This is a genomic window from Pseudomonas sp. FP198 (assembly GCF_030687895.1).
GTDB lineage: Bacteria > Pseudomonadota > Gammaproteobacteria > Pseudomonadales > Pseudomonadaceae > Aquipseudomonas.
Genome location: NZ_CP117452.1, coordinates 4,724,936 through 4,748,162 on the forward strand (window position 1 = coordinate 4,724,936; position 23,227 = coordinate 4,748,162).

The following is a 23,227-nucleotide window of genomic DNA, read 5'->3' on the forward strand; positions in this document are numbered from 1 at the left end:
GCTTAACCTCTGGACTCTTGGTTGCCGACACTGGCGGCCAGGATCGACAGCACCAGTTGCTGGAAATCCAGGCCGGCAGCACGAGCCGCCATCGGAACCAGGCTGTGGTCGGTCATGCCGGGCGCGGTGTTGACTTCCAGGAACCAGAACTGCCCATCGGCGTCCTGCATCACGTCCGCCCGCGCCCAACCGGCGATACCCAGCGCCTCACAGGCCTTGGCCGTGAGGTCCATCAATTGTTTTTCCTTGGCAGCGTCCAGTCCGCAGGGAATGCGGTACTGGGTGTCATTGGCGATGTACTTGGCGTCGTAGTCGTAGAACGTGTGGGGCGTGCCCAGCGCAATCGGGGGCAACACCTGGTCACGCAGGGTGGCGATGGTGAACTCGGGACCGGTGATCCATTGCTCGACCAATACTTGCGAATCGTAGGAACTGGCGTCCTTCCAGGCTGCGGTCAACTCAGGCAGCGAATTCACTTTCGCCATGCCGATACTTGAACCTTCATGGGCCGGTTTGACGATCAAAGGGAAGCCCAGTTCCGTCGCCGCCGAAATACAATCGGCCTCGGACGCCAGCACGGCGTGACGCGGCGTCGGGATGCCGAGGCTGTGCCAGACCTGTTTGGTGCGCAACTTGTCCATCGCCAGGGCGGACGCCAGGATGCCACTGCCGGTGTAGGGAATGCCCAGGCATTCGAGCAAGCCCTGCATGCTGCCGTCTTCGCCGCCACGGCCATGAAGGATGATGAAAGCGCGGTCGATCTTTTCGCTCAGCAGGCGCTGCAGGAAGTCGTCGCCCACGTCGATGCCGAATGCGTCGACGCCGGCGCTTTGCAGGGCTTGCAGCACGGCGTTGCCGGACTTGAGGGAGACCTCGCGCTCGGCGCTCTTGCCACCGAACAGCACGGCCACGCGGCCGAAGGCTTTCGGATCAAGGGTCGAGACCAGGTTGGCGTAGGCAGCAGTCATTTCAGTTTCCCCTCGCTGGAGGCCACGGTGGCTCCGGCGAATAACGGACTTTTCAACAGTTTCGGGGCCAGGCCACCGATATCACCGGCGCCCTGGCAGAGCAGGATGTCGCCGGCGCGCAGCAGCGGCTTGACCAGCGGCGCGAGGTCCACGCCGCGGTCGATGTAGATTGGGTCCAACTGGCCGCGCTGGCGGATGCTGTGGCACAGCTGACGGCTGTCGGCGCCCGGAATCGGCTCTTCGCCGGCCGGGTAGACTTCCATCAACAGCAGCACGTTGGCGTCGGCCAGCACCTGGACAAAATCGTCGTACAGGTCGCGGGTGCGGCTGTAGCGGTGCGGCTGGTAGACCATCACCAGCCGGCGCTCCGGCCAGCCACCGCGCACGGCCTTGATCACCGCCGCGACTTCGGTCGGGTGGTGACCGTAATCGTCCACCAGCATCACGTTGCCGCCGTCCACCGGCAGCTCGCCATAGACCTGGAAGCGTCGACCCACGCCCTGGAACCCGGACAGGCCCTGGACGATGGCTTCATCGCTGACGCCTTCGTCGGTGGCGATGCAGATGGTCGCCAGCGAGTTGAGCACGTTGTGGTTGCCCGGCATGTTCACCGACACGTCCAACGGCTCGCGATCAGGACGCAGCACGGTAAAGAATGTCTGCATGCCCTGCTGGCGCACGTTGATCGCGCGCACGTCGGCGTCTTCGCCAAAGCCGTAGGTCACGGTCGGACGCTTGATCAGCGGCAGGATTTCGCGCACCACCGGATCGTCCAGGCACACCACCGCCAGACCGTAGAACGGCAGGTTGTGCAGGAACTCGACGAAGGTTTTCTTCAGTTTGTTGAAGTCACCGTCGTAGGTCGCCATGTGGTCGGCGTCGATGTTGGTCACCACGGCCACCAGCGGTTGCAAGTGCAGGAAACTTGCATCGCTCTCGTCGGCTTCGGCGATCAGGTAGCGGCTGGTGCCCAGTTGGGCGTTGGTGCCCGCGGCATTCAGGCGCCCACCGATCACGAACGTCGGGTCCAGGCCACCGGCAGCGAACACCGAGGCGATCAGGCTGGTGGTGGTGGTCTTGCCGTGAGTACCGGCGACGGCGATGCCGTGGCGATAGCGCATCAGCTCGGCGAGCATCTCGGCGCGCGGCACCACGGGGATACGACGTTCCAGGGCGGTGGCGACTTCCGGGTTGGAGGTGTTCACGGCGCTGGAGACCACCAGCACATCGGCGTTGGCGGCGTTCTCGGCGCGGTGGCCGATGAAAATCTGTGCACCGAAGGATTCCAGGCGCTCGGTGACCGGCGAAGCCTTCAGGTCGGAACCCGAGACCTGGTAACCCAGGTTCAGCAACACCTCGGCGATCCCGCACATGCCCACGCCGCCGATCCCGACGAAGTGGATGCGGCGGATGCGGCGCATTTCCGGCTGCGGCATGGCTTTGCGATTCTCAACCATGGGCCACCTCCAGGCAGGTATCGACCACTTGGGCCGTGGCATCGGGTTTGGCCAGGCGGCGCGCGGCGCGGGCCATGTCTTCAAGTGTTTGCGGCTGCATCAAGACCTCTGTCAGGCGCGCGGCTAGATCCGCGGCGCCAGTCGTTCTTTGTGGCATCAGGAAGGCAGCGCCTTCGCGGGCCAAATAATCGGCGTTGCGGGTCTGGTGATCGTCGATGGCGTGGGGCAAAGGCACCAGCATCGAGGGCAGACCGGCGGCAGCCAGTTCACTGACGGTCAGCGCGCCTGCGCGGCAGACCACCAGGTCGGCCCAGCCATAGGCTTGGGCCATGTCTTTGATGAAAGGCTGCACTTGCGCCTCGACGCCAGCGGCGCGATAGCGCTCGGCGGTCACTTCATCGTGGTTTTTGCCAGCCTGGTGAAACACTTCAGGGCGCAGTTCGGGGGCGACCTGGGACAAGGCTTCGGGCAGCAGTTTGTTCAACGGTTCCGCGCCCAGGCTTCCGCCCAGGATCAGCAAACGCGCCTTGCGTCCGGCCAGGGCCGGGCGCGGTGTATCGAGGAACAGCTCCGTGCGCACCGGGTTACCGGTGGTGCGACGGCTGCCCGACAGGGTAAAGGTGTCGGGGAAGGCTTCACACACTCGGGCGGCCAACGGCACCAGTAACCGATTGGCGGTACCGGCGACCGCGTTCTGCTCGTGAACGATCACCGGCACACCGGCCAATTTTGCCGCGACGCCGCCAGGACCGGTCACATAACCGCCGAAGCCGACGACACACACCGGCCGCAGCCGACGGATGACCGCCCGCGCCTGCCAGATCGACTTGAGCAGCATCAGCGGCGCCTTGAGCAGCGACAGCTTGCCTTTGCCCCGCAGTCCACTGGCGTTGATCCGATGCAGCTCGAGGCCGGCGGCGGGTACCAGTTCATTCTCGATGCCACGCGGCGTGCCGAGCCAGTGCACGGTGTAGCCGCGCGCCTGGAACTCCCGGGCACAGGCCAGCGCCGGGAATACATGCCCGCCGGTTCCGCCCGCCATGATCAGCACGTTAGCGCCCATGAGTCGGCTCCTCGGCGAAGTCGCTTTCATGGAATTCCATTTCTTCACTGCCCAGGTGGGTTCGACTTTCCCACTCGATGCGCAGCAACAAGCCGAGGCAGGCACAGCAGATCACCAGGGAGCTGCCGCCATAACTGAGGAACGGCAGCGTCAGGCCCTTGGTCGGCAGCAGACCGACGTTCACCCCGATGTTGATCAGGAACTGGCCGATCCACAGGAACGACAGGCCGTACGCCACGTAGGCGGCAAAGAACTGCTTGGCCTTCTCGGCCCACAAGCCGATGTACATGCCGCGCACACAAACGAAGACGAACAGCGCGACGGTGCACAGGGAACCCACTACCCCCAGCTCCTCGGCGAGAACCGAGAACACGAAGTCGGTGTGGGCTTCCGGCAGGTAGAACTGCTTTTGCACACTGTTGCCCAGGCCCACGCCCAGCCACTCGCCGCGACCGAAGGCGATCAGCGCCTGGGTCAACTGGTAGCCGGAACCGAACTGGTCGGCCCACGGATCGGTAAAGGTGATCAGGCGCGCCATCCGGTACGGCTGGGCCTGCACCAGGACGGTCACTGCCGCGAACGCCAGCGCAACCATCAGGGTGAAGCGGAACAGCCCGACACCGCCGAGGAACAGCATTGCCGCCGCCGCGCCCATCATCACCACCGTCGCGCCGAAGTCCGGTTCCATCAGCAGCAGGCCGGCCATCGGCAGCAGCACGATGAACGGTTTGAAGAAGCCCATCCAGCTCTCGCGCACTTCTTTCTGGCGACGCACCAGGTACCCGGCGAGGTAGATCACCACAAAGACCTTGGCGATTTCCGAAGGCTGCACGTTGAAGAAGCTGAAGCCGATCCAGCGCATGGAGCCGTTGACCTCGCGGCCGATACCCGGCACCAGCACCATCACCAGCAGGCCGAAGGCACCGAGCAGCATCAGCCAACCCAGGCGTTGCCAGGTGGCGATCGGCACCATCATGGTGACAATGCACGCGCCCAGGCCGATCACCAGGTAAATCAGGTGGCGGATCATGTGGTAAAGCGTGTTGCCCGATTGCACGGCGGCCACTTCCGACGAGGCGGAGGTGATCATCACCAGGCCCAGGCCGAGCAGCGCCAGGCAGCCGGCGAGCATCGGAAAGTCCAGGTCGATACCACGACCGGTAATCAGCGGCGACGGGTACGGCTTGATGATGTTCATCAGGCTCATGCCAAGTCCTCCGCAGCCCGGGCGAACAGTTGCCCGCGCTCTTCGTAGTTCTTGAACATGTCGAAACTGGCGCAGGCCGGCGACAACAGCACGGCATCGCCCGGTTGCGCGAGGGCACGGGATTGCTGCACGGCTTCGTCCAGCGAGGCGACGCGAACCTGCGGCACGGCATCGCCGAGGGCCTGGGCGATCAGTTCGCGATCGCGGCCCATCAGCACCACGGCTCGGCAGTTGGCCGCCACTGGATCGCGCAGGTCTTTGAAATCGGCACCCTTGCCGTCGCCACCGGCGATCAGCACGAGCTTGCCCTGGATGTCCGCGCCGAGGCCTTCGATGGCAGCCAGGGCAGCGCCAACATTGGTGGCCTTGGAATCGTTGTACCAGGCCACGCCATCCAGGTCGCGCACCCACTGGCAGCGGTGTTCGAGCCCGGCAAAGCTGCGCAGCGCCGAGAGCATGGCGTCGAACGGCAGCCCGACGGCATGCCCGAGGGCCAGCGCGGCCAAGGCATTGGCCTGGTTATGGGCGCCGCGAATCTTCAGTTCGCGCACCGGCATCAGGTTCTGGAATTCGAAGGCCAGATACTTCTCGCCGTTCTCTTCGCGCAAACCGAAGCCTTTGAAATCCGGAGCGCCGAGACCGAAAGTCCAGCACGGCAGCCCTTCGCTCATCAGCGGACGGGTCAAGGCGTCCTGGCGGTTGAACACCACTTGCCGGGCGCCACGGAAAATCCGGTGCTTGGCCAAGTGGTAGGCCGGCAGGCCGCTGTAGCGGTCCATGTGGTCTTCGCTGATGTTGAGCACGGTGGCCACTTCAGCGCCAAGGTGATCGGTGGTCTCGAGCTGGAAGCTCGACAGTTCCATGACGTACAGCTCGACCTCGTCGCTGAGCAGATCCAGCGCCGGGGTACCGAGGTTGCCACCCACGGCGACACGCTTGCCGGCCGCCGCAGCCATTTCACCGACCAGCGTGGTGACGGTGCTTTTCGCATTGGAACCGCTGATGGCGATAATCGGTGCCTTGGCGTTGCGCGCGAACAGCTCGATATCGCCGGACAATTTCACGCCACGGGCGGCGGCAGCCTGCAGGGCCGGGGTCGCCAGGGCCAGGCCGGGGCTCACGTAGAGCTCGTCGGCGCGGCACAGGAACTCGACGTCCAGCTCGCCACAACGCACATCCACCTGTGGATAGTCACGACGCAGCGTGGCCAGCTCAGGTGGATTTTCCCGCGTATCGGCGACGGCAAACGACACGCCCCGGTTCGCCAGGAAGCGAACCAGGGACATGCCGCTCTTGCCGAGGCCGACAACGATGCGGAAGTGGTCAGAAGCGATCAGGGACACTCGTTCTACCTCAGCTTCAGGGTGGCAAGGCCGACCAACACGAGAATCACGGTGATGATCCAGAAACGGACGATCACGCGCGGCTCGGGCCAGCCCTTGAGTTCAAAGTGGTGGTGGATCGGCGCCATGCGGAATACCCGGCGGCCGGTCAATTTAAAGGAAGCAACCTGAATGACGACTGACAGGGTCTCCATCACAAATACGCCGCCCATGATGAACAGGACGATTTCCTGGCGAACGATAACGGCGATGGTACCCAGGGCCGCGCCCAGCGCCAGCGCACCGACGTCGCCCATGAAGACTTGCGCCGGGTAGGTGTTGAACCAGAGGAAGCCCAGGCCGGCACCGATCAGCGCGCCGCAGAATACGATCAGCTCGCCCGCCCCCGGCACATAAGGAATCAGCAGGTACTCGGCGAATTTCACGTTACCCGACAGGTAGCAGAAGATCCCCAGCGCACCACCGACCATCACCGTCGGCATGATCGCCAGGCCATCAAGGCCGTCGGTGAGGTTGACAGCGTTGCTCGAACCGACGATCACCAGGTAGGTCAGCACGATGAAACCAGCGCCCAGCGGGATGCTGTAGTCCTTGAGCATCGGCAGGATCAGGGTGGTTTCCACCGGCGAGGCGGCGGTCATATAAAGGAAGATCGCCGCGCCGAGGCCGAACACCGACTGCCAGAAATATTTCCAGCGGCTTGGCAGCCCACGGGAGTTCTTCTCGATAACCTTGCGGTAGTCGTCGACCCAGCCAATGGCGCCGAAAAACAGCGTCACCAGCAGCACGACCCAGACGTAACGGTTCGCCAGGTCGGCCCAGAGCAAGGTGCTGATACCGATGGACGACAGGATCAGCGCGCCGCCCATGGTCGGGGTGCCGGATTTGGACAGATGCGACTGCGGGCCGTCGTTACGAACCGACTGGCCGATCTGCAGGTTCTGCAGGGTGCGGATCATCCACGGGCCCAGGAACAGCGACAACGACAACGCGGTCAGCACACCGAGAATCCCGCGCAGGGTCAGGTACTGGAAGACCGCGAAGCCTTTGTGGAACTGTTGCAGGTACTCCGCTAGCAGCAGCAGCATTAATGTTTCTCCATACGGGTGCCGCACAAAGCCGCAACGATGTTTTCCATCGCCGCACTGCGTGAGCCCTTGATCAATAGGGTGGTGTTCGGGTCTTGCTCGGCGCCCAGGGCCTGGATCAGCTCGGCCTGGGTGGTGAAATGCTGTGCGTGCTCGCCAAACGCCGCCACGGCGTGGGCCATCATCGGGCCGACGGCGTACAGCGCATCGACCTTGCCGCGCGCGTAGGCACCAACATCGTGATGGCCTTGTTGTGCCCACTCGCCCAGTTCACCGATATCCCCGAGCACCAGCACGGTGCGACCGGAGAAACCGGCAAGGATATCCACAGCGGCGCACATGGACGTCGGGTTGGCGTTGTAGGTGTCGTCGATGACGCGCATGCCGTTGCTCGCCAACTGCGCGACGCTGCGGCCCTTGACCGGTTGTACGGCGTTCAACCCGGCGACAATGCCCGGCAACGACACGCCCAGTGCATGGGCGGCGGCCGCGGCGGCCAGGGCGTTGGCAACGTTATGCGTGCCAAGCAGATTCAACTGCACGCGCTCCGCGCCGTCAGGGCTGTGCAGGTTGAAAGCCGGGCAACCACGGGCGTCGCGATCCAGGTCGCTGGCGTAGAAATTCGCCGCCAGGTTGCTCAGGGCGAACGTCAGCACCTTGCGCTCCCCGGCCCGGGTCTTCCAGATTTCGAAGGCTTTGTCGTCGAGATTGAGCACGGCGACGCCATCGTCAGCCAGCCCTTCGATGATCTCGCCCTTGGCCTCGACAATTTTCTCGGGGCCGCCGAACTCGCCGACATGGGCGGTCCCGGCGTTGTTGAGCACCGCCACGTGAGGCTTGGTCATGCCGACCGTGTAGGCAATCTCGCCGAGCCGCGAAGCGCCGAGCTCGATGACCGCGGCGCTGTGCTCCGGCGCCAGTTCGAGCAGGGTCAAAGGCACGCCGAGGTCATTGTTCAGGTTGCCACGGGTCGCCAGGACCGGACCGCGCGTGCGCAGGATGCTCGCGAGCATTTCCTTGACCGTGGTCTTGCCGCTGGAACCGGTGATGGCCGCGACCGGGTTGGCAAACGCCGCGCGATTCAGCGCACCGAGCTGGCCCAGGGCCTGGCGAGTGTCACTGACCAGCAACTGCGGCAGCGTGCTGTTGCTTACTTCCCGCTCGACCAGTGCCGCGACCGCGCCTTTGGCTGCCACCTCGTTGAGGTAATCGTGACCGTCGAAGCGCGGCCCGGCCAGGGCGACGAACAACTGCCCCGGCGCGATCGCCCGGCTGTCGATGCTGACGCCGTCGAACGAGGCGTCCGCGGCGATCAGGCGCGCATTCAAAGCGTTGGTCAGCTCGCTGAGCTTCAAGGCCTTAAGCATGGGCCACCTCCCATGCGGTCAGGGCGTGATCGGCTTCCACCAGATCGGAAAAGGCCTGGCGCACGCCGTTTATTTCCTGGTAGTCCTCGTGCCCCTTGCCGGCCAGGACGATGACGTCGTCCGCCGAAGCGCTGGCGATCAATTGGGCAATGGCCTGGCCACGCCCGGCCACGAAGGTGACGTTGTCCACCTCCGAGAATCCGGCGCGGATGTCGTCGAAAATGCGCGCCGGATCTTCACTGCGCGGATTGTCATCGGTGACCAGCACGCCATCGGCCAATCGTTCCACAACCTCGGCCATCAACGGGCGCTTGCCGCGATCACGATCGCCGCCGCAACCGAACAGGCAGAGCAGTTTGCCCTTGGCATGCGGACGCAGGGCCGTGAGGACTTTTTCCAGTGCATCGGGGGTGTGCGCATAGTCGACCACCACCAGCGGCTGGGCTCCGCCGCCCAGGCGCTGCATGCGGCCGGCCGGACCTTCGAGTTTCGGCAGCACCTTGAGAATTTCGTCCAGGGCATAGTCCAGCCCGAGCAAGGCGCCAATGGCGGCCAACACGTTGCTCAGGTTGAAACGCCCCAGCAAGGTACTGCGCAAGTGGTGTTCGCCCTGGGGCGTGACCAGCGTGGCGCGCACGCCTTCGTCATCGAACTGCGCCTGACGGATATAAAGGTAGGCGCTGGGGTCTTCCTGGCTGTAGGTGATCAACCGGGACTCGCGTTGCTCGGCGGCCAGTTGGCGGCCGAACTCGTCATCAATGTTGATGACCCGGCACTTCAGGTCGTTCCAGGCGAACAGCCTGGCCTTGGCTTCGCCGTAGGCTTGCATGGAGCCGTGGTAGTCCAGGTGATCCCGGGACAGGTTGGTCAGCACCGCGACGTCGAATGCCAGTGCAGTGACGCGACCTTGATCGAGGCCGTGGGAAGAGACTTCCATCGCCACGGCCTTGGCGCCGGCCTTTTTCAGGTCGGCCAGGGTCGCCTGCACGGCAATCGGGTTCGGCGTGGTGTGCAGGCCGCTTTGCAGCGCGCCATGGAAACCGTTGCCCAGCGTCCCGACGATGCCGCAATGCTGGCCGAGCAGATCCAGCGCCTGCGCCACCAACTGGGTGACGCTGGTCTTGCCGTTCGTGCCGGTCACGCCGATCAGGTTCAGGTGACGGCTCGGTTCGCCATAAAAACGCCCGGCGATGTCCGACAGCTGCGCCGCCAGTCCCTTGACCGGGATCAGCGGAACATCGGTGATCGGCAGCACGGTTGCGCCGTTCACTTCATAAGCCACCGCCGCCGCGCCGCGCTTCAAGGCGTCGGCGATGTGGTCACGGCCATCGAAACGGGCACCCGGCACCGCCAGGAACAGGTCTCCGGCGCGTACGTCGCGGCTGTCGAGGGCCAGTTCGCGAATCAGCAGGTCATGCCCGGCGTGGGCAAAAATCTTGTTCAGGCTCAGGGACATCAGCCACGCCCTCCATCGGCTTTCAGGGGGACGACCGGGGCGGTACTCGCCTGCTGGGTCGGCGGCAGGTTATCCGGGGTGATGTTCATCAGGCGCAGGGTGCCGGACATCACTTTGCTGAACACCGGCGCCGATACCAGGCCGCCGAAATAACCGGCCTTGCTCGGTTCGTCGATGACCACCACGATGGCATAGCGCGGATCGCTCATCGGCCCGAAGCCGGCGAACAGCGAACGATAGGAATTCTCGGCATAACCCTTGGTGCCCACGGAAGTCTTGCGCGCCGTACCGGACTTGCCGGCAACGTGATAGGCCGGAACCTGGGCGCGGTAGACACCGCGCGGCGCCTCGATCACCTGTTGCAGCATGCCCTGCATGGTCTTGGCGACGTCCTCGGGAATTACCTGGGTGGTTTGCGGCGCCTTGTCGGTCTTGATCAGCGTCAGCGGGGCAATACGGCCGTTGTTGGCCAGTGCGGAAAACGCGTGGACGAGCTGGATCGCCGTCACGGAAACACCGTAGCCGTAGGACAGAGTGGCTGTTTCCGCCTTGCGCCATTCACGATAGTTGGGCAGGTTGCCAACGCGCTCGCCCGGAAAGCCCAGGCCCGTGTCCTGGCCGAGGCCGATCTTCTGGGCCAGGCGATAAATCGCCTCGCCACCGATATCGAAGGCGATCTTGCTCATGCCGACGTTACTGGAGTTGATCAGGATGCCGGTCAGGTCGAGCACCGGTCCTTCGGTCTTGGATACGTCACGAATGGTGTACTTGCCGATCTGCAACGTGCCCGGATAGACCTCGACGGTGTCGCTCGGCTTCCAGCGCCCGGTTTCCAGCGCGGCGGCCATGGACACGGCCTTCATCGTCGAACCGGGTTCGAACACGTCGATCATCGCGCGGTTGCGCATCATCGCCGGCTGCAGGTTGCGACGGTTGTTCGGGTTGTAGGTCGGCTGGTTGACCATGGCGAGGATCTCGCCGGTCTTCACGTCCATGATCACCAGGCTACCGGCCTTGGCACCGTTCTCGACGATGGCGTTGCGCAGCTCGCGGTTGGCCAGGTATTGCAGGCGCAGGTCAATGGACAACGCCAAGGGCTTGCCGGCCTTGGCGTTTTTGGTGACCTGGACATCCTTGATCAGCCTGCCGCGCCGATCCTTGATGACCTGGCGCTTGCCGGCGACACCGGCGAGCCATTCGTCGTAGGCCAGCTCGACCCCTTCCCGTCCCCGGTCATCGATGTCGGTAAACCCGACCATATGGGCGGTGACCTCACCGGCCGGATAAAAACGCCGAAACTCTTCGATGCCGTAGACGCCCGGCACTTTCAGGTCGAGCACGCTCTGGCCTTGCTCGGGCGTCAGCCCGCGCACCAGATAGATGAATTCCTTGTTGGCCTGGGCTTCGAGGCGTTCGGTCAGAGCCTTGGGGTCCTGGCCGAGGGCGGCAGCCAGCGCCGGCCACTTCTCCTTGGCCTGCTGCATTTCCTTGGCGTTCGCCCACAAGGTGGTCACCGGGGTACTGACAGCCAGCGGCTCGCCATTGCGGTCGGTGATCAGGCCACGGTGAGCCGGGATCGGGATATGACGCACGCTACGGGCGTCGCCCTGCTCCTTGAGGAAGTCACGGTCGACCACCTGCAAGTCGATGATGCGCCACGAGATGGCGGCGACCATGATCCCGAGCAAACCCAGGACCAGGCGGAACCGCCACGGGAACAGCGCCCCTTCGAGCTTCATCATGGCGCCACCATCTGCACTTCAGCCGCACCGGGGATGCGCATCTTCAGTTGTTCGGTCGCCAGGACTTCGATACGGCTGTGGGCGGTCCAGGTACTTTGCTCCAGGATCAACCGACCCCACTCGGCCTGCGCCTTGTCGCGCACGCTGAGCTCGTTGTAAAGGGTGTTGAGCAACTGCCGGTTCCAATGCGCGCTGTAAGACACGGCAATGGCGGACACGAGCACGCCGATAAACAGCAGCAGCATGAAAAAGCTGCCGCCTGGCAGGGGCTTGGCGAAGAGCTTGCTCACCGCAATTTCTCCGCGACACGCATGACGGCGCTACGGGCGCGTGGGTTGGCCTTGAGCTCGGCTTCGGAGGCGAACTGCGCTTTGCCATGAATCTTGATTTTCGGTACGAAGGCCTCGAAACGCACCGGCAGATTGCGCGGCAGGTTATCGGCTTCGCCTTTGGTGAGCTTGCGCATGAACAGCTTGACGATACGGTCTTCCAGGGAATGGAAGCTGATCACCACCAGGCGCCCACCGATTTCCAGCGCCTCGAGAGCGGCTTCGAGACCGGCCTCAAGATCACCCAATTCGTTGTTGACGTGGATACGCAGCCCTTGGAAAGCCCGGGTCGCCGGGTTCTTGCCTTTTTCCCAGGCAGGGTTGGCAACCTTCAGCACTTCGGCCAGATCACCGGTACGCTCGAACGGCTTGATGTCGCGACGCTCGACCACCGCGCGCGCCATGCGCCCGGAAAAACGTTCCTCGCCGTATTCCTTGAACACGCGGGCGATTTCTTCTACGGACGCGGTATTGACGAACTCAGCCGCGCTGATGCCACGGGACGGATCCATGCGCATGTCCAGCGGACCGTCGTTAAGAAAACTGAAGCCGCGCTCCGGGTCGTCCAGCTGCGGCGAAGACACGCCCAGGTCAAGCAACACGCCGCTGACCTTGCCTGCCAGGCCGCGTTGGGCGACTTCCGAACCCAGCTCCGCAAAGCTGCGCTGCACAACGACAAAGCGGCCGTCTTCGGCCGCTAGCGCTTGCCCGGTGGCAATCGCTTGAGGATCCTTGTCGAACCCCAGCAGCCGTCCGTCCGGACCGAGCTGGCTGAGAATCAGCCGGCTATGCCCGCCACGCCCGAACGTGCCGTCCAGATAGCAGCCATCAGGACGTACGGCGAGAGCCTCGACGGCTTCGTCAAGCAGTACGGTGATGTGGTTAAAGCCGCTATCAGTAGTCACAGGATCAAATCACGCAGTTCATCAGGCATGGCGCCCGGTTGTTGAATAGCAGCAAGGTCGGCGGCAGAAACCGCGTTCCAGGCATCTTCGTCCCACAGCTGGAACTTGTTCAGTTGGCCCACCAGCATCGCGCGCTTGTCCAGCTTGGCGTACTCGCGCAGACGCGGCGGCACCAGGAAACGACCGCTGCCGTCGAGTTCGAGGTCGACGGCATTACCGATCAGCAAGCGTTGCAGGCGACGGTTCTCCTCCCGCAGCGAAGGCAGTGCGCGCAGTTTGGTTTCGATGATTTCCCACTCATCAAGAGGGTAAACACATAAACATGGATCAACGGCGTCGATCGTGACGATTAACTGCCCCGAACTTCGCGAAACGAGCTCGTCACGATACCGGCTCGGCATGGCGAGACGGCCTTTTGCATCGAGACTGATAGCGTTAGCTCCGCGAAACACGTCAGCGTTTCTCCACTTTTTGGCGTTTTACCTTCAAAAAAACCCACTTCATGCCACTTTCCGCCACTTGCGCACACTATAGGAATGCGCCCACCGCACCGTCAAGGCACGGAATGAAGGAAAAGCCTTATAGATCGGAGATTTAGGAGCGTTTCAGGAGGGGTAACAAGAAACTGACGTAGGAAAATTCGCCTTAACTCGAAGACACACAGGGGACTGCGCGTAGAAGTTAAAGTGATTTATCAAGAGTAAGATTTTTTTGATCTTAGGAACTGCTTCTGCCATTGATTTCGGCAGGGAGGGAAAAGGTGGAGAGTCGATCTGTAAGCCGGGTTCTGTCTTGAACAGTCATTCGTCTACGATGGCCATCACTGGACATCTTTAGCAACCTACCCGGTCCCAGCGCGGGCCACGCCTTGGGACCCTATTTGGTCTTGCTCCAAGTGGGGTTTACCTAGCCACGAACTGTTGCCAGTCGTGCGGTGCGCTCTTACCGCACCTTTTCACCCTTACCGGCGCCGAAGCGCTTAGGCGGTTATTTTCTGTGGCACTTTCCGTAGGCTCGCGCCTCCCAGGCATTACCTGGCACTTCGCCCTATGGAGCCCGGACTTTCCTCCCCCCCCTAATTTTCATAGAGGGCAGCGACTGTCCGATCGACTCTCCGCCGCGAAGGTTAACGGTAGCGCGCCCGAAGAACAAGCGCTAAAAGCCCTTGGCCAGCTTGGCGCGCCGGTTTCATTGGGCCTTCTGTTTATCCAGCGCAGCCTGATACAGCACATTCTTGCGCTCGCCGGTGATCTGCGCGGCGAGGGCCGCCGCCCGCTTGAGGGGCATTTCCTCCAGCAACAGATCGAGGATGCGCATCGCTTCGCCGCTGACCGCGTCTTCGTCCTGGGGCGGCGTCCAACCCGCGACCAGCACCACACACTCGCCACGCTGCTGATCGCTGTCGCTTTCGACAAACGCACGCAGTTGTGCCAGAGGCAGCCCTTTCAAGGTCTCGAAAGTTTTCGTCAGTTCCCGGGCGAGCAGTGCCTGGCGCTCGGGACCGAACACCAGCTCCATGTCCTGGAGACATTCGAGGATACGGTGCGGCGCCTCATAAAAGATCAGCGTTCGAGGCTCTTCCTTTATAGCTTCCAGGCGCGCTCGTCGCCCCACGGCCTTGGCCGGCAGGAAACCTTCGAAGATAAACCGATCCGACGGCAAGCCGGCCGCCGACAATGCCGCGATCAATGCGCAGGCACCTGGCACCGGCACTACATTGACGCCGGCAGCTCGGGCCTGACGCACCAGGTGGTAACCCGGATCGGAAATCAGCGGCGTGCCGGCGTCGGAAATCAGCGCCACGTTGTCGCCGGCGAGCAAACGGGTAATGAAACGACTGCCTTCGTCCCGTTCGTTATGTTCATGGCAAGCTGCCAACGGCGTTGAAATACCGAAGTGCTGCAGCAGACGCTGGGAGTGGCGTGTGTCTTCGGCGGCGATAAGGGCGACCTCGCCAAGGATCTTCAGCGCGCGGGCACTGATATCGTCCAGGTTGCCGATGGGCGTCGCCACCACGTAAAGCGAGCCGGCAGCGGAATTCAAAGCACCTGGAGCAGTCAAAGCGCACACCTCATGATCATAAAAGTGGACATTGTAGCGTGTGCCGCCATTCTCAGCCGCTCACATTAGCCCTCGTGGCGAGGTCAGACTCCTGAGTGAGCAGGCTCTTTGTGCTGCAATGCACGCTTTGAAATACCTAAATTGATCGATTCACACCACTAACATCGCGCCCCGGCCAGTGCTTGGGTACAATTCGACGCTAATTTGATCTCGTATCAGGAACACTTACATGATCGCTTGCCTGCGGCTGCTCTCCGCCCTCTGCCTCGCTGCCCTCCTGGCGGCTTGCGCCAGCTCGCCCTCGTCCAGCCTTGGCGAACTTCCACGGACCCCGGACGCCAGTATCGAGCAATTGCTCGAACAGGCCGCACAGAGTAAAAACCCGGAACAAGCCGCCCTGCTGCGCTTGAGCGCCGCCGACCTGGCCTACCGCCAGGGCAATGCCGGCCAGTCCGCGCAGATCCTGCAACAAGTGCCGATGGAGCAGCTCAAGCCCGGCCAGCAGATTTTCGCCAACACGCTGTCGGCCGAACTGGCGATGACGCGCAACCAGCCCAAGGCCGCACTGACTTCGCTGAGCCATCCGAGCCTGCAGCACCTGAGCGAAATGCCCGTGGAGCAGCAAGTCCGCACCGGTACCGTCCGCGCTCGCGCCCTGGAGGCCGATGGTCAGACCCTGGCCGCTGCTCGCGAGCGGATCTTCATTGCTCCGCTGCTGGAAAACGAAGCGCAGACAAAAAATCACGAAGCCATCTGGACGCTGATCGCCTCGCTCCCCACCGATCAACTGCAACCGACCACTGCCGACGATCTCGGTGGCTGGCTGAGCCTGGCCAAAGCCGTGAAAACCGCCGGCACCCTGGAGCAGCAGCAAGCAGCCATCGACAGCTGGCGCGAACAGAACCCGAAACACCCTGCCGCACTCCAGTTGCCGACGCCGCTGGTCAAGCTCAAGGAGCTGGCAAGCCAGCCACTGGGCAAGATCGCCGTGCTGCTGCCGCAGAATGGCCCGCTGGCCGCGGTCGCAAAAGCTCTGCGCGAGGGCTTCATGGCCGCGCATTACCAGGCCCAACAGGCCGGGCAGAAGCCGCCGAGCATCCAGTTCTATGACAGCGCCAGCCTGACCTCGATGGACGAGTTCTATCGCAAGGCCCAAGCCGACGGCGTACAGCTGGTGGTCGGCCCGTTGGAAAAACCATTGGTCAAGCAGATCAGCACCCGCCCGCAATTGCCGATCACCACCCTGGCGCTGAACTACAGCGAAGGCGAACAAGGCCCGCCGCAACTGTTCCAGTTCGGCCTGGCGCCTGAAGATGAAGCCCGCGAAGTCTCCCGGCGCGCCCGCGCCGACGGCCTGCATCGCGCAGCCGTGATGGTGCCGAAAGGCGAATGGGGCGATCGCGTCTTGAAAGCCTTCAGCCAGGATTGGCAGACCAATGGCGGGACCATCATGGCAATCGAACGTGTCGACCAGCCGGTACAACTGGCCCAGCAGATCGCCGACATGTTCCAGCTGCGCCAGAGCGAAGGTCGCGCCAAGAGCCTGCAAAGCACGGTAGGCACCGCGGTCGCGGCGCAGCCATCGCGTCGCCAGGACATCGAGTTCATTTTCCTCGCGTCTACCCCGCAGCAGGCCCAGCAGATCAAGCCGACCCTGAACTTCCAGTACGCCGGTGACGTGCCGGTCTACGCGACCTCCTCGGTGTTCAGCGTCAGCGGCGACCAGAACCAGTACAACGACATGAATGGCGTTCGCTTCTGCGAAACCCCATGGCTGCTCGACGCGAACGATCCGCTGCGCCAGCAGGTCACCGCGCAGTGGCCCCAGGCGGCCGGCAGCCTGGGCCGGCTGTACGCGATGGGCGCTGATGCCTATCGCCTGGCTCCACGCCTCGGCCAGCTCAAGGCACTGCCGGACAGCCGCATCGAAGGCCTGTCGGGCAGCCTGGCTGTCTCCCCGACCCAGCGCGTGCAACGTCAACTCCCTTGGGCGCAATTCGTCAACGGCCAGGTCCAGCGCCTGCCGGACACCCCGCGCTGATGCCCGACCGATCGCGCCAGCAAAGCGGCAGGGATGCCGAGAGCCTCGCCCTCGAGCATCTTGAGCAACACGGCCTGCGACTGCTGGCGCAAAACTGGCTGTGCAAACGCGGCGAGCTGGATCTGGTCATGCTTGACGGCGATACAGTAGTATTCGTCGAAGTCCGCTACAGAAAAAATACCCAATGGGGTGGCGCGCTCGACAGCATTGACCAGCGCAAGCGCCAGAAGCTGGTTTTCGCCGCGCAGTATTTCCTGCAACGCGAGTCTCGCTGGGCCGATCATCCTTGTCGCTTCGACGTGGTTGCCATCGATAGCAACGTCGACCAACTGAATTGGCTGCAAAACGCCTTCGACAGTTGAGCGCAGCCGAGCCGGACACCTTCACTCAACTTTTTTGCTCTTTGCTTTGCGCGCCGCACATTTGTGCCGATAAGTCGCGCTACTTAAGGTCACACAGATGGACATGCAATCGCGAATCCGCCAGCTTTTTCAGGCCAGTATCGACACCAAGCAACAGGCGATGGACGTACTTGCACCGCACATCGAGCAAGCCAGCCAAGTGATGGTCAATGCCTTGCTCAACGAGGGCAAGATGCTTTCGTGCGGCAATGGCGGTTCGGCCGGCGACGCCCAGCACTTCTCTTCGGAACTGCTCAACCGCTTCGAGCGCGAACGTCCGAGCCTGCCGGCCATCGCACTGACGACCGATAGCTCGACGATTACCTCGATCGCCAACGACTACAGCTACAACGAAGTGTTCTCCAAACAGATCCGCGCCCTCGGCCAGCCTGGCGATGTGCTCCTGGCGATCTCCACCAGCGGCAATTCGGCGAATATTATTCAAGCGATCCAGGCCGCACATGATCGCGAAATGATTGTCGTAGCATTGACCGGTCGCGACGGCGGCGGCATGGCTTCACTGCTGTTGCCTGAAGACGTCGAGATCCGCGTACCGGCCAATGTCACCGCACGTATTCAGGAAGTCCACCTGCTGGCGATCCACTGCCTTTGCGACTTGATCGACAGCCAACTGTTCGGGAGTGAAGAATGACCCCTAATCGCCTAGGCCTTTTGGCCCTGACCCTGTGCCTTGGCATCAGCGGCTGCACATCGGTGGTTAACGCCAGCCGGGAAAAGCCGATTGAAGACGACCGCGGCACCCGCACCTTCGGCAGCAAGATCGACGACTCGTTGATCGAAACCAAAGTGGGCGTGAACATTGCCAAGGCCGACCCGGATCTGGACAACAATTCGCACATCGTCGTCACCAGCTTCAACGGCGTTGTGCTGCTGGCCGGCCAGACACCCCGCGCCGACCTCAAGGCCAAGGCCGAACAGGAAGCCAGCGCGGTGCAGCGGGTCAAGACCGTGCACAACGAACTGCAGGTCCTCCAGCCCTCCTCGCTGCTGGCCCGCCAGAACGACGCCTGGCTGACCACCAAGATCAAGACCCAGATGCTCACCGACGCCAGCATCCCTGGTTCGCGCATCAAGGTTGTGACCGAAAACGGGATTGTCTATCTGCTGGGGTTGCTGACCAAGCAGGAGGCCGCTCAGGCGACCAATCTGGTTCAGGGTGTGTCTGGGGTACAGAAGATTGTGAAGTTGTTTGAGTACATCGACTGATATCGAGCTCTGATTCGCTCAAGAAAACGGCGCTTGCTCCGCGATGGAGAGGCGCCGTTTTTTTTGGGATGTTGATTGGGTGGTGTGTATATCCGTTGCTGCGGTTATGGCGGCTTATGGTTTCGCTTTTACAGCGACTCACTTTTATGAAGCCCGGAAGCCGGCCGAGTCAAAAGTAAGCAAAACGCTTTTGCCCCACCACTTGGCGCCTCGCCTGGGCTCGGCATGCCCTCACTCCGGCATTGCTCCGTGGGCCCGCCGCGAAGGGCCGTCCCTGGCCCAGCGCGGCTATCCCGGCATCCATGCCGGAGTGAGGGCACACCGAGCCCAGGCGAGGTGCCGAGTGGTGGGGCAGAAGCGCTTTGGTTACTTTCACGCTTTTTGAAAGTGACTCGCCGTAAGGGCGAAACCATTAGTAGCCGCAACCGCAGCAACGGATATACACACCACCCAACCCCACAAAAAAAATGCCCGCATCTCACGACACAGGCATTTTTCTCAACCAAGTAACCAGCCTTCACACAGACCCGATCACTTCACCACTTTCAAACTCGGCCGCCCGCTAGGACGCGGCGGCTCGTCATCAGGCGGCAAGTCATCATCCGCCTCGAACTCTTCCTCACCATCCAACGGCACTTCCAGCTCGAATACCATGCCCTGGCCATTCTCCCGGGCATAGATCCCCAGGATGGAAGCAATCGGCACGTACAGCGTATGCGGCACCCCACCGAAGCGCCCCTCGAAACTGACCGCATCGTTGTCCATGTGCAAATGACGCACAGCGGCTGGCGATACGTTCAAGACAATTTGCCCGTCATTGGCAAAACCCTGCGGCACCTGTACCGACGGATACTCGGCATTGACCAGCATGTGCGGGGTGCAATCGTTGTCCACAATCCACTCGTAGAGCGCGCGGACCAGATAAGGTCGACTGGAGTTCATAGCGGCTCCCTAAGCCTTAGCGCATGTCACGTTCGACACCAGACAGACTCGCCTGGAAAGCCTCACGCGCAAATTGGCGCTCCATATAATCAAGCAACGGCTTGGCGGGCCGTGGCAGTTCGATACCCAGGATCGGCAAACGCCAGAGTATGGGCAATAGGCAGCAATCCACCAGACTTTGTTCCTCACTGAGGAAAAACGGCTTGTCGACGAACAGCGGCGACACGCCAGTCAGGCTTTCGCGCAATTCCTTGCGCGCCACGACCCGCGCCGGCTCCTTGGTCCTGGAATCCAGGATCAGGTCCACCAACCCGCACCAGTCACGCTGGATGCGATGGATCAGCAAACGACTGTTGGCACGCGCGACCGGGTACACCGGCAGCAAAGGCGGATGCGGATAACGCTCATCCAGGTATTCCATCACCACCGTCGACTCCCACAATGCCAGGTCACGATCGACCAGCGTGGGCAGGCTGCCGTAAGGGTTCACCTCGATCAGCTTCGGCGGCTGACGGCCCGCTTCGACGTAAATGATCTCGGCGCTGACACCCTTCTCGGCCAGTACGATACGTACCCGGTGGGAATAGTGGTCGGCGGGGTCGGAGTAACAGGCCAACCGATTGGTCACGCCCATGGCGATCCTCCTCGCTTGTTGAAATTATCGAAAAACGGAAAAACGAGCGCGCCCAGAGGGCGTCTCCCGTAACCACCTGGCCGACCAGGCTCGTTACACCTTCAGAGACGCCCTTGGGCGCGCACGATTAACAGCAACGGCTTACAGCTTTATCAATGCACGTCTTTCCAGTATTCACGCTTGAGCAGATAAGCGAATACGAAGAAGAACGCCAGGTACAGCAATACATACGTACCGATGCGCTGATGTTCCAGCTTCACCGGGTTGGCCGAGTAGGCCAGGAAGGTCACCAGGTTCTTGACCTTCTCGTCGAACTGCTCCGGGGTCAGGCTGCCGGAGTTCGGCACGATGGTCAGCTGGTCGCAGGCTTCATGGGTCAAAGCGGTGCCGGTCAGCGGATCATATTGCTTCTTGCCGTCCTCGACGATCTGAACCTGCTTGCAGCCTATCACCTGACGACCCTGCAGGCCGACCAGAACGTTCGGCATGCCGACGTTCGGGAAGACCTTGTTGTTCACACCCCATGGGCGCGCAGGGTCTTCATAGAACGAACGCAGGTAGCCATAGAGCCAGTCGGTACCACGCACGCGCGCCACCAGGGTCAGGTCGGGCGGCGCCGCGCCGAACCAGGTCTTGGCATCGGCTGGCTGCATGCCGATGTTCATGTGGTCGCCCAGCTTGGCGCCGGTGAACACCAGCTTTTCGAGCATCAGCTCATGGGGAATGCCCAGGTCATCGGCCACGCGCTCGTAGCGTTGGAACTTGGCGCTGTGGCAGCCCATGCAATAGTTGGCGAAAGTACGGGCGCCGTCCTGCATGGCCGCTTTGTCGGAAACGTCGATGTCGACTTTTTCCAGCTCCGGACCACTCGATGTGGACGCGAAGGACAGGACAGGCAAAGCAGCAAGAATCAGTACAGAAAATAGCTTTTTCATCAGCCAGTCACCCTTTCCGGAACCGGTTTGGTCTTCTCGAGCCTGGTGTAGAACGGCATCAGAATGAAGTAGGCGAAGTACAGGAAGGTGCAGACCTGCGACAGCAGCGTCCGGCCCGGTGTCGGCGCCAGCACACCCAGCACGCCGAGGATCACGAACGAGATGCAGAACACCCAGAGCCAGATCTTGCTCAGCCAGCCCTTGTAGCGCATCGACTTGACGGGGCTGCGGTCCAGCCAGGGCAGGACGAACAGCACGGCAATCGCGGCGCCCATGGCAATTACGCCCAGCAGCTTGTCGGGAACCGCCCGCAGGATCGCGTAGAACGGGGTGAAGTACCAGACAGGGGCAATGTGCTCAGGGGTCTTGAAGGCGTTGGCCTGTTCGAAGTTCGGCTTCTCGAGGAAGTAGCCGCCCATTTCCGGGAAGAAGAACACGATCGAACAGAAGATGAACAGGAAGACCACCACGCCGACGATGTCTTTCACGGTGTAGTACGGGTGGAAGGCGATGCCATCCAGCGGTACGCCGTTCTCGTCCTTGTGTTTCTTGATGTCCACGCCGTCGGGGTTGTTCGAGCCGACTTCATGCAGCGCCAGGATGTGCAGCACCACCAGGCCGAGGATCACGATCGGCAAGGCCACGACGTGCAAGGCGAAGAAGCGGTTCAGGGTAATGCCCGAGATCAGGTAGTCACCGCGGATCCACTGGGTCAGGTCGTCGCCGATGACCGGGATCGCACCGAACAACGAGATGATCACCTGGGCGCCCCAGTAAGACATCTGGCCCCACGGCAGCAGGTAGCCCATGAAGGCTTCGGCCATCAGCGCCAGGTAGATCAGCATGCCGAACACCCACACCAGCTCACGCGGCTTCTGGTACGAACCGTAGAGCAGGCCGCGGAACATGTGCAGATAGACCACGATGAAAAACGCCGAGGCGCCGGTGGAGTGCAGCAGACGCAGGATCGAGCCGTACTCGACATCACGCATGATGTACTCGACGGAGGCAAACGCTTCCTCCGCCGACGGGGTGTAGCTCATGGTCAGCCAGACACCGGTAACGATCTGGTTGACCAGGACGAGCAAGGCCAGGGAGCCAAAAAAGTAGAAGAAGTTGAAATTCTTCGGCGCGTAATACTTGCTGAGATGGTCTTCCCACATCTTGGTCGCGGGAAAGCGCGCATCAAACCAGTCCATTAATTTGCTCATCACGCTTTCTCCGTATCGACGCCAACGACAATGATGTCGTCCGACTCATAGGAATGCGGGGGAACTGGCAGGTTCAGAGGTGCAGGCTGCGATTTGTAGACGCGACCGGCCAGGTCATAGTGGGAGCCGTGGCATGGGCAGAAATAACCACCGACCCAGTCTTTGCCCAGGTCGGCGGGCGCCACTTCGGGACGGAACGTTGGCGAGCAACCCAGGTGAGTGCAGATCCCGATCAGCAGCAGGACTTCCGGCTTGATCGAACGGGTTTCAGGGTTGACGTATTCCGGTTGGACCGAGTTCTTGGAAGAGGGATCGGACAGCTGGCCCTCGATCTTTTTCAGATTCCCCAGGATCTCCTCTGTACGGCGGACGATGAATACCGGCTGGCCGCGCCACTCAGCAATCATCTGCTGGCCTGGCTCGATCTTGCTGACATTCACTTTCACCGGTGCGCCTGCGGCTTTCGCCTTGGCACTGGGAAACCATGACCCCACGAACGGGACCGCAGCCCCCACCGCTCCTGCAGCACCCACCACGGATGTGGCTGCTACCAGGAAGCGACGCCGGCCTGCATTCACGCCGTCATTGCTCATTCAGTCCTCTCCCATCAGCTTTGTGGCCTGTTAAATCAGGCGTCTACTAAGTAAAAATCTGAACTTATAAAAATTTTGCCGAATGGTAATGAAAACCCCCAATTCTGACAAGGTAATTACCCAGCGGCCAAACCGCCAGGCCTTGTAGTATAGGGGCTCTACGAATGTGGCAAGTTGTCACAGAGCAATTATTTCGCGCATAAAAAAAACGCCCAGCTCCGTGAGGAACTGGGCGCCTTTTGAACGCGGAAGCGAAA

Annotated in this window: 22 protein-coding genes and 1 other RNA gene; 4 read left to right on the plus strand and 19 right to left on the minus strand. The window is 62.0% G+C overall.

Features of this window, described 5'->3' with window-relative positions:
• Positions 1 to 2: 2 nt before the first annotated feature.
• The 14 genes from PSH78_RS21485 to rsmI form a co-directional block, all read right to left on the minus strand.
• Complete coding sequence (locus tag PSH78_RS21485) at positions 3 to 968, minus strand: D-alanine--D-alanine ligase (protein WP_305496638.1); 966 nt, start codon at positions 966 to 968, stop codon at positions 3 to 5.
• Positions 965 to 2,425 (minus strand): UDP-N-acetylmuramate--L-alanine ligase, encoded by a 1,461-nt coding sequence (gene murC / locus PSH78_RS21490; protein ID WP_305496639.1) that lies wholly within the window; start codon positions 2,423 to 2,425, stop codon positions 965 to 967. Before murC ends, PSH78_RS21485 begins: the two co-directional genes overlap by 4 nt.
• Positions 2,418 to 3,488, minus strand: coding sequence for an undecaprenyldiphospho-muramoylpentapeptide beta-N-acetylglucosaminyltransferase (murG, locus tag PSH78_RS21495; protein WP_305496640.1), 1,071 nt, complete (start codon positions 3,486 to 3,488; stop codon positions 2,418 to 2,420). Before murG ends, murC begins: the two co-directional genes overlap by 8 nt.
• Positions 3,478 to 4,695, minus strand: a complete 1,218-nt coding sequence (ftsW, locus tag PSH78_RS21500) for a putative lipid II flippase FtsW (RefSeq protein WP_370870999.1) — start codon at positions 4,693 to 4,695, stop codon at positions 3,478 to 3,480. The genes murG and ftsW overlap by 11 nt, the downstream gene beginning before the upstream one ends.
• On the minus strand, positions 4,692 to 6,038 hold the full coding sequence (gene murD / locus PSH78_RS21505; RefSeq protein ID WP_305496641.1) for a UDP-N-acetylmuramoyl-L-alanine--D-glutamate ligase: 1,347 nt from the start codon (positions 6,036 to 6,038) through the stop codon (positions 4,692 to 4,694). The genes ftsW and murD overlap by 4 nt, the downstream gene beginning before the upstream one ends.
• Before the next feature lie 5 nt (positions 6,039 to 6,043).
• Positions 6,044 to 7,126: a phospho-N-acetylmuramoyl-pentapeptide-transferase gene (mraY, locus tag PSH78_RS21510; RefSeq protein ID WP_063324484.1), complete on the minus strand. Its 1,083-nt coding sequence runs from the start codon at positions 7,124 to 7,126 to the stop codon at positions 6,044 to 6,046.
• Complete coding sequence (gene murF / locus PSH78_RS21515; protein ID WP_305496642.1) at positions 7,126 to 8,493, minus strand: UDP-N-acetylmuramoyl-tripeptide--D-alanyl-D-alanine ligase; 1,368 nt, start codon at positions 8,491 to 8,493, stop codon at positions 7,126 to 7,128. The genes mraY and murF overlap by 1 nt, the downstream gene beginning before the upstream one ends.
• Positions 8,486 to 9,949, minus strand: a complete 1,464-nt coding sequence (locus PSH78_RS21520) for a UDP-N-acetylmuramoyl-L-alanyl-D-glutamate--2,6-diaminopimelate ligase (RefSeq protein WP_305496644.1) — start codon at positions 9,947 to 9,949, stop codon at positions 8,486 to 8,488. The genes murF and PSH78_RS21520 overlap by 8 nt, the downstream gene beginning before the upstream one ends.
• Entirely contained in the window at positions 9,949 to 11,688 is a 1,740-nt protein-coding gene (locus PSH78_RS21525; protein WP_305501351.1) for a penicillin-binding protein 2, read from the minus strand. Before PSH78_RS21525 ends, PSH78_RS21520 begins: the two co-directional genes overlap by 1 nt.
• Positions 11,688 to 11,981, minus strand: coding sequence for a cell division protein FtsL (ftsL, locus tag PSH78_RS21530; protein WP_003178214.1), 294 nt, complete (start codon positions 11,979 to 11,981; stop codon positions 11,688 to 11,690). The genes PSH78_RS21525 and ftsL overlap by 1 nt, the downstream gene beginning before the upstream one ends.
• A complete protein-coding gene (gene rsmH / locus PSH78_RS21535) occupies positions 11,978 to 12,925 on the minus strand; it encodes a 16S rRNA (cytosine(1402)-N(4))-methyltransferase RsmH (protein WP_305496646.1) in 948 nt (315 codons plus the stop codon). The genes ftsL and rsmH overlap by 4 nt, the downstream gene beginning before the upstream one ends.
• Complete coding sequence (gene mraZ / locus PSH78_RS21540; RefSeq protein ID WP_003205355.1) at positions 12,922 to 13,377, minus strand: division/cell wall cluster transcriptional repressor MraZ; 456 nt, start codon at positions 13,375 to 13,377, stop codon at positions 12,922 to 12,924. The genes rsmH and mraZ overlap by 4 nt, the downstream gene beginning before the upstream one ends.
• A 308-nt stretch (positions 13,378 to 13,685) precedes the next feature.
• Positions 13,686 to 14,039, minus strand: an RNA gene (rnpB, locus tag PSH78_RS21545) — RNase P RNA component class A.
• A 74-nt stretch (positions 14,040 to 14,113) separates the two neighbouring features.
• Positions 14,114 to 14,986 (minus strand): 16S rRNA (cytidine(1402)-2'-O)-methyltransferase, encoded by an 873-nt coding sequence (rsmI, locus tag PSH78_RS21550; RefSeq protein ID WP_305496648.1) that lies wholly within the window; start codon positions 14,984 to 14,986, stop codon positions 14,114 to 14,116.
• Positions 14,987 to 15,215: 229 nt separating this feature from the next.
• Between rsmI and PSH78_RS21555 the strand changes: the two genes are divergently transcribed.
• From PSH78_RS21555 to PSH78_RS21570, 4 genes are all read left to right on the plus strand, one after another.
• Positions 15,216 to 17,027, plus strand: coding sequence for a penicillin-binding protein activator (locus PSH78_RS21555; protein ID WP_305496649.1), 1,812 nt, complete (start codon positions 15,216 to 15,218; stop codon positions 17,025 to 17,027).
• Positions 17,027 to 17,389: a YraN family protein gene (locus PSH78_RS21560; protein WP_305496650.1), complete on the plus strand. Its 363-nt coding sequence runs from the start codon at positions 17,027 to 17,029 to the stop codon at positions 17,387 to 17,389. The genes PSH78_RS21555 and PSH78_RS21560 overlap by 1 nt, the downstream gene beginning before the upstream one ends.
• Positions 17,390 to 17,486: 97 nt before the next feature.
• The gene (locus PSH78_RS21565) at positions 17,487 to 18,080 is read left to right on the plus strand and encodes a phosphoheptose isomerase (protein WP_007928463.1); all 594 of its coding nucleotides are present in this window, start codon (positions 17,487 to 17,489) and stop codon (positions 18,078 to 18,080) included.
• On the plus strand, positions 18,077 to 18,655 hold the full coding sequence (locus tag PSH78_RS21570) for a BON domain-containing protein (RefSeq protein WP_030139689.1): 579 nt from the start codon (positions 18,077 to 18,079) through the stop codon (positions 18,653 to 18,655). The genes PSH78_RS21565 and PSH78_RS21570 overlap by 4 nt, the downstream gene beginning before the upstream one ends.
• Positions 18,656 to 19,186: 531 nt before the next feature.
• Here PSH78_RS21570 and PSH78_RS21575 read toward each other — a convergent pair.
• The 5 genes from PSH78_RS21575 to petA all read right to left on the minus strand — a co-directional run bounded on the left by PSH78_RS21575 (position 19,187) and on the right by petA (position 22,970).
• Positions 19,187 to 19,597, minus strand: coding sequence for a ClpXP protease specificity-enhancing factor (locus PSH78_RS21575; RefSeq protein ID WP_305496651.1), 411 nt, complete (start codon positions 19,595 to 19,597; stop codon positions 19,187 to 19,189).
• 16 nt (positions 19,598 to 19,613) lie between these two features.
• Positions 19,614 to 20,231: a glutathione S-transferase N-terminal domain-containing protein gene (locus PSH78_RS21580; RefSeq protein ID WP_003178195.1), complete on the minus strand. Its 618-nt coding sequence runs from the start codon at positions 20,229 to 20,231 to the stop codon at positions 19,614 to 19,616.
• A gap of 152 nt (positions 20,232 to 20,383) precedes the next feature.
• Entirely contained in the window at positions 20,384 to 21,166 is a 783-nt protein-coding gene (locus tag PSH78_RS21585; protein WP_305496653.1) for a cytochrome c1, read from the minus strand.
• Positions 21,166 to 22,377, minus strand: coding sequence for a cytochrome bc complex cytochrome b subunit (locus PSH78_RS21590; protein WP_305496655.1), 1,212 nt, complete (start codon positions 22,375 to 22,377; stop codon positions 21,166 to 21,168). The genes PSH78_RS21585 and PSH78_RS21590 overlap by 1 nt, the downstream gene beginning before the upstream one ends.
• A complete protein-coding gene (gene petA, locus PSH78_RS21595) occupies positions 22,377 to 22,970 on the minus strand; it encodes a ubiquinol-cytochrome c reductase iron-sulfur subunit (RefSeq protein WP_305496657.1) in 594 nt (197 codons plus the stop codon). The genes PSH78_RS21590 and petA overlap by 1 nt, the downstream gene beginning before the upstream one ends.
• Positions 22,971 to 23,227 lie beyond the last annotated feature (257 nt).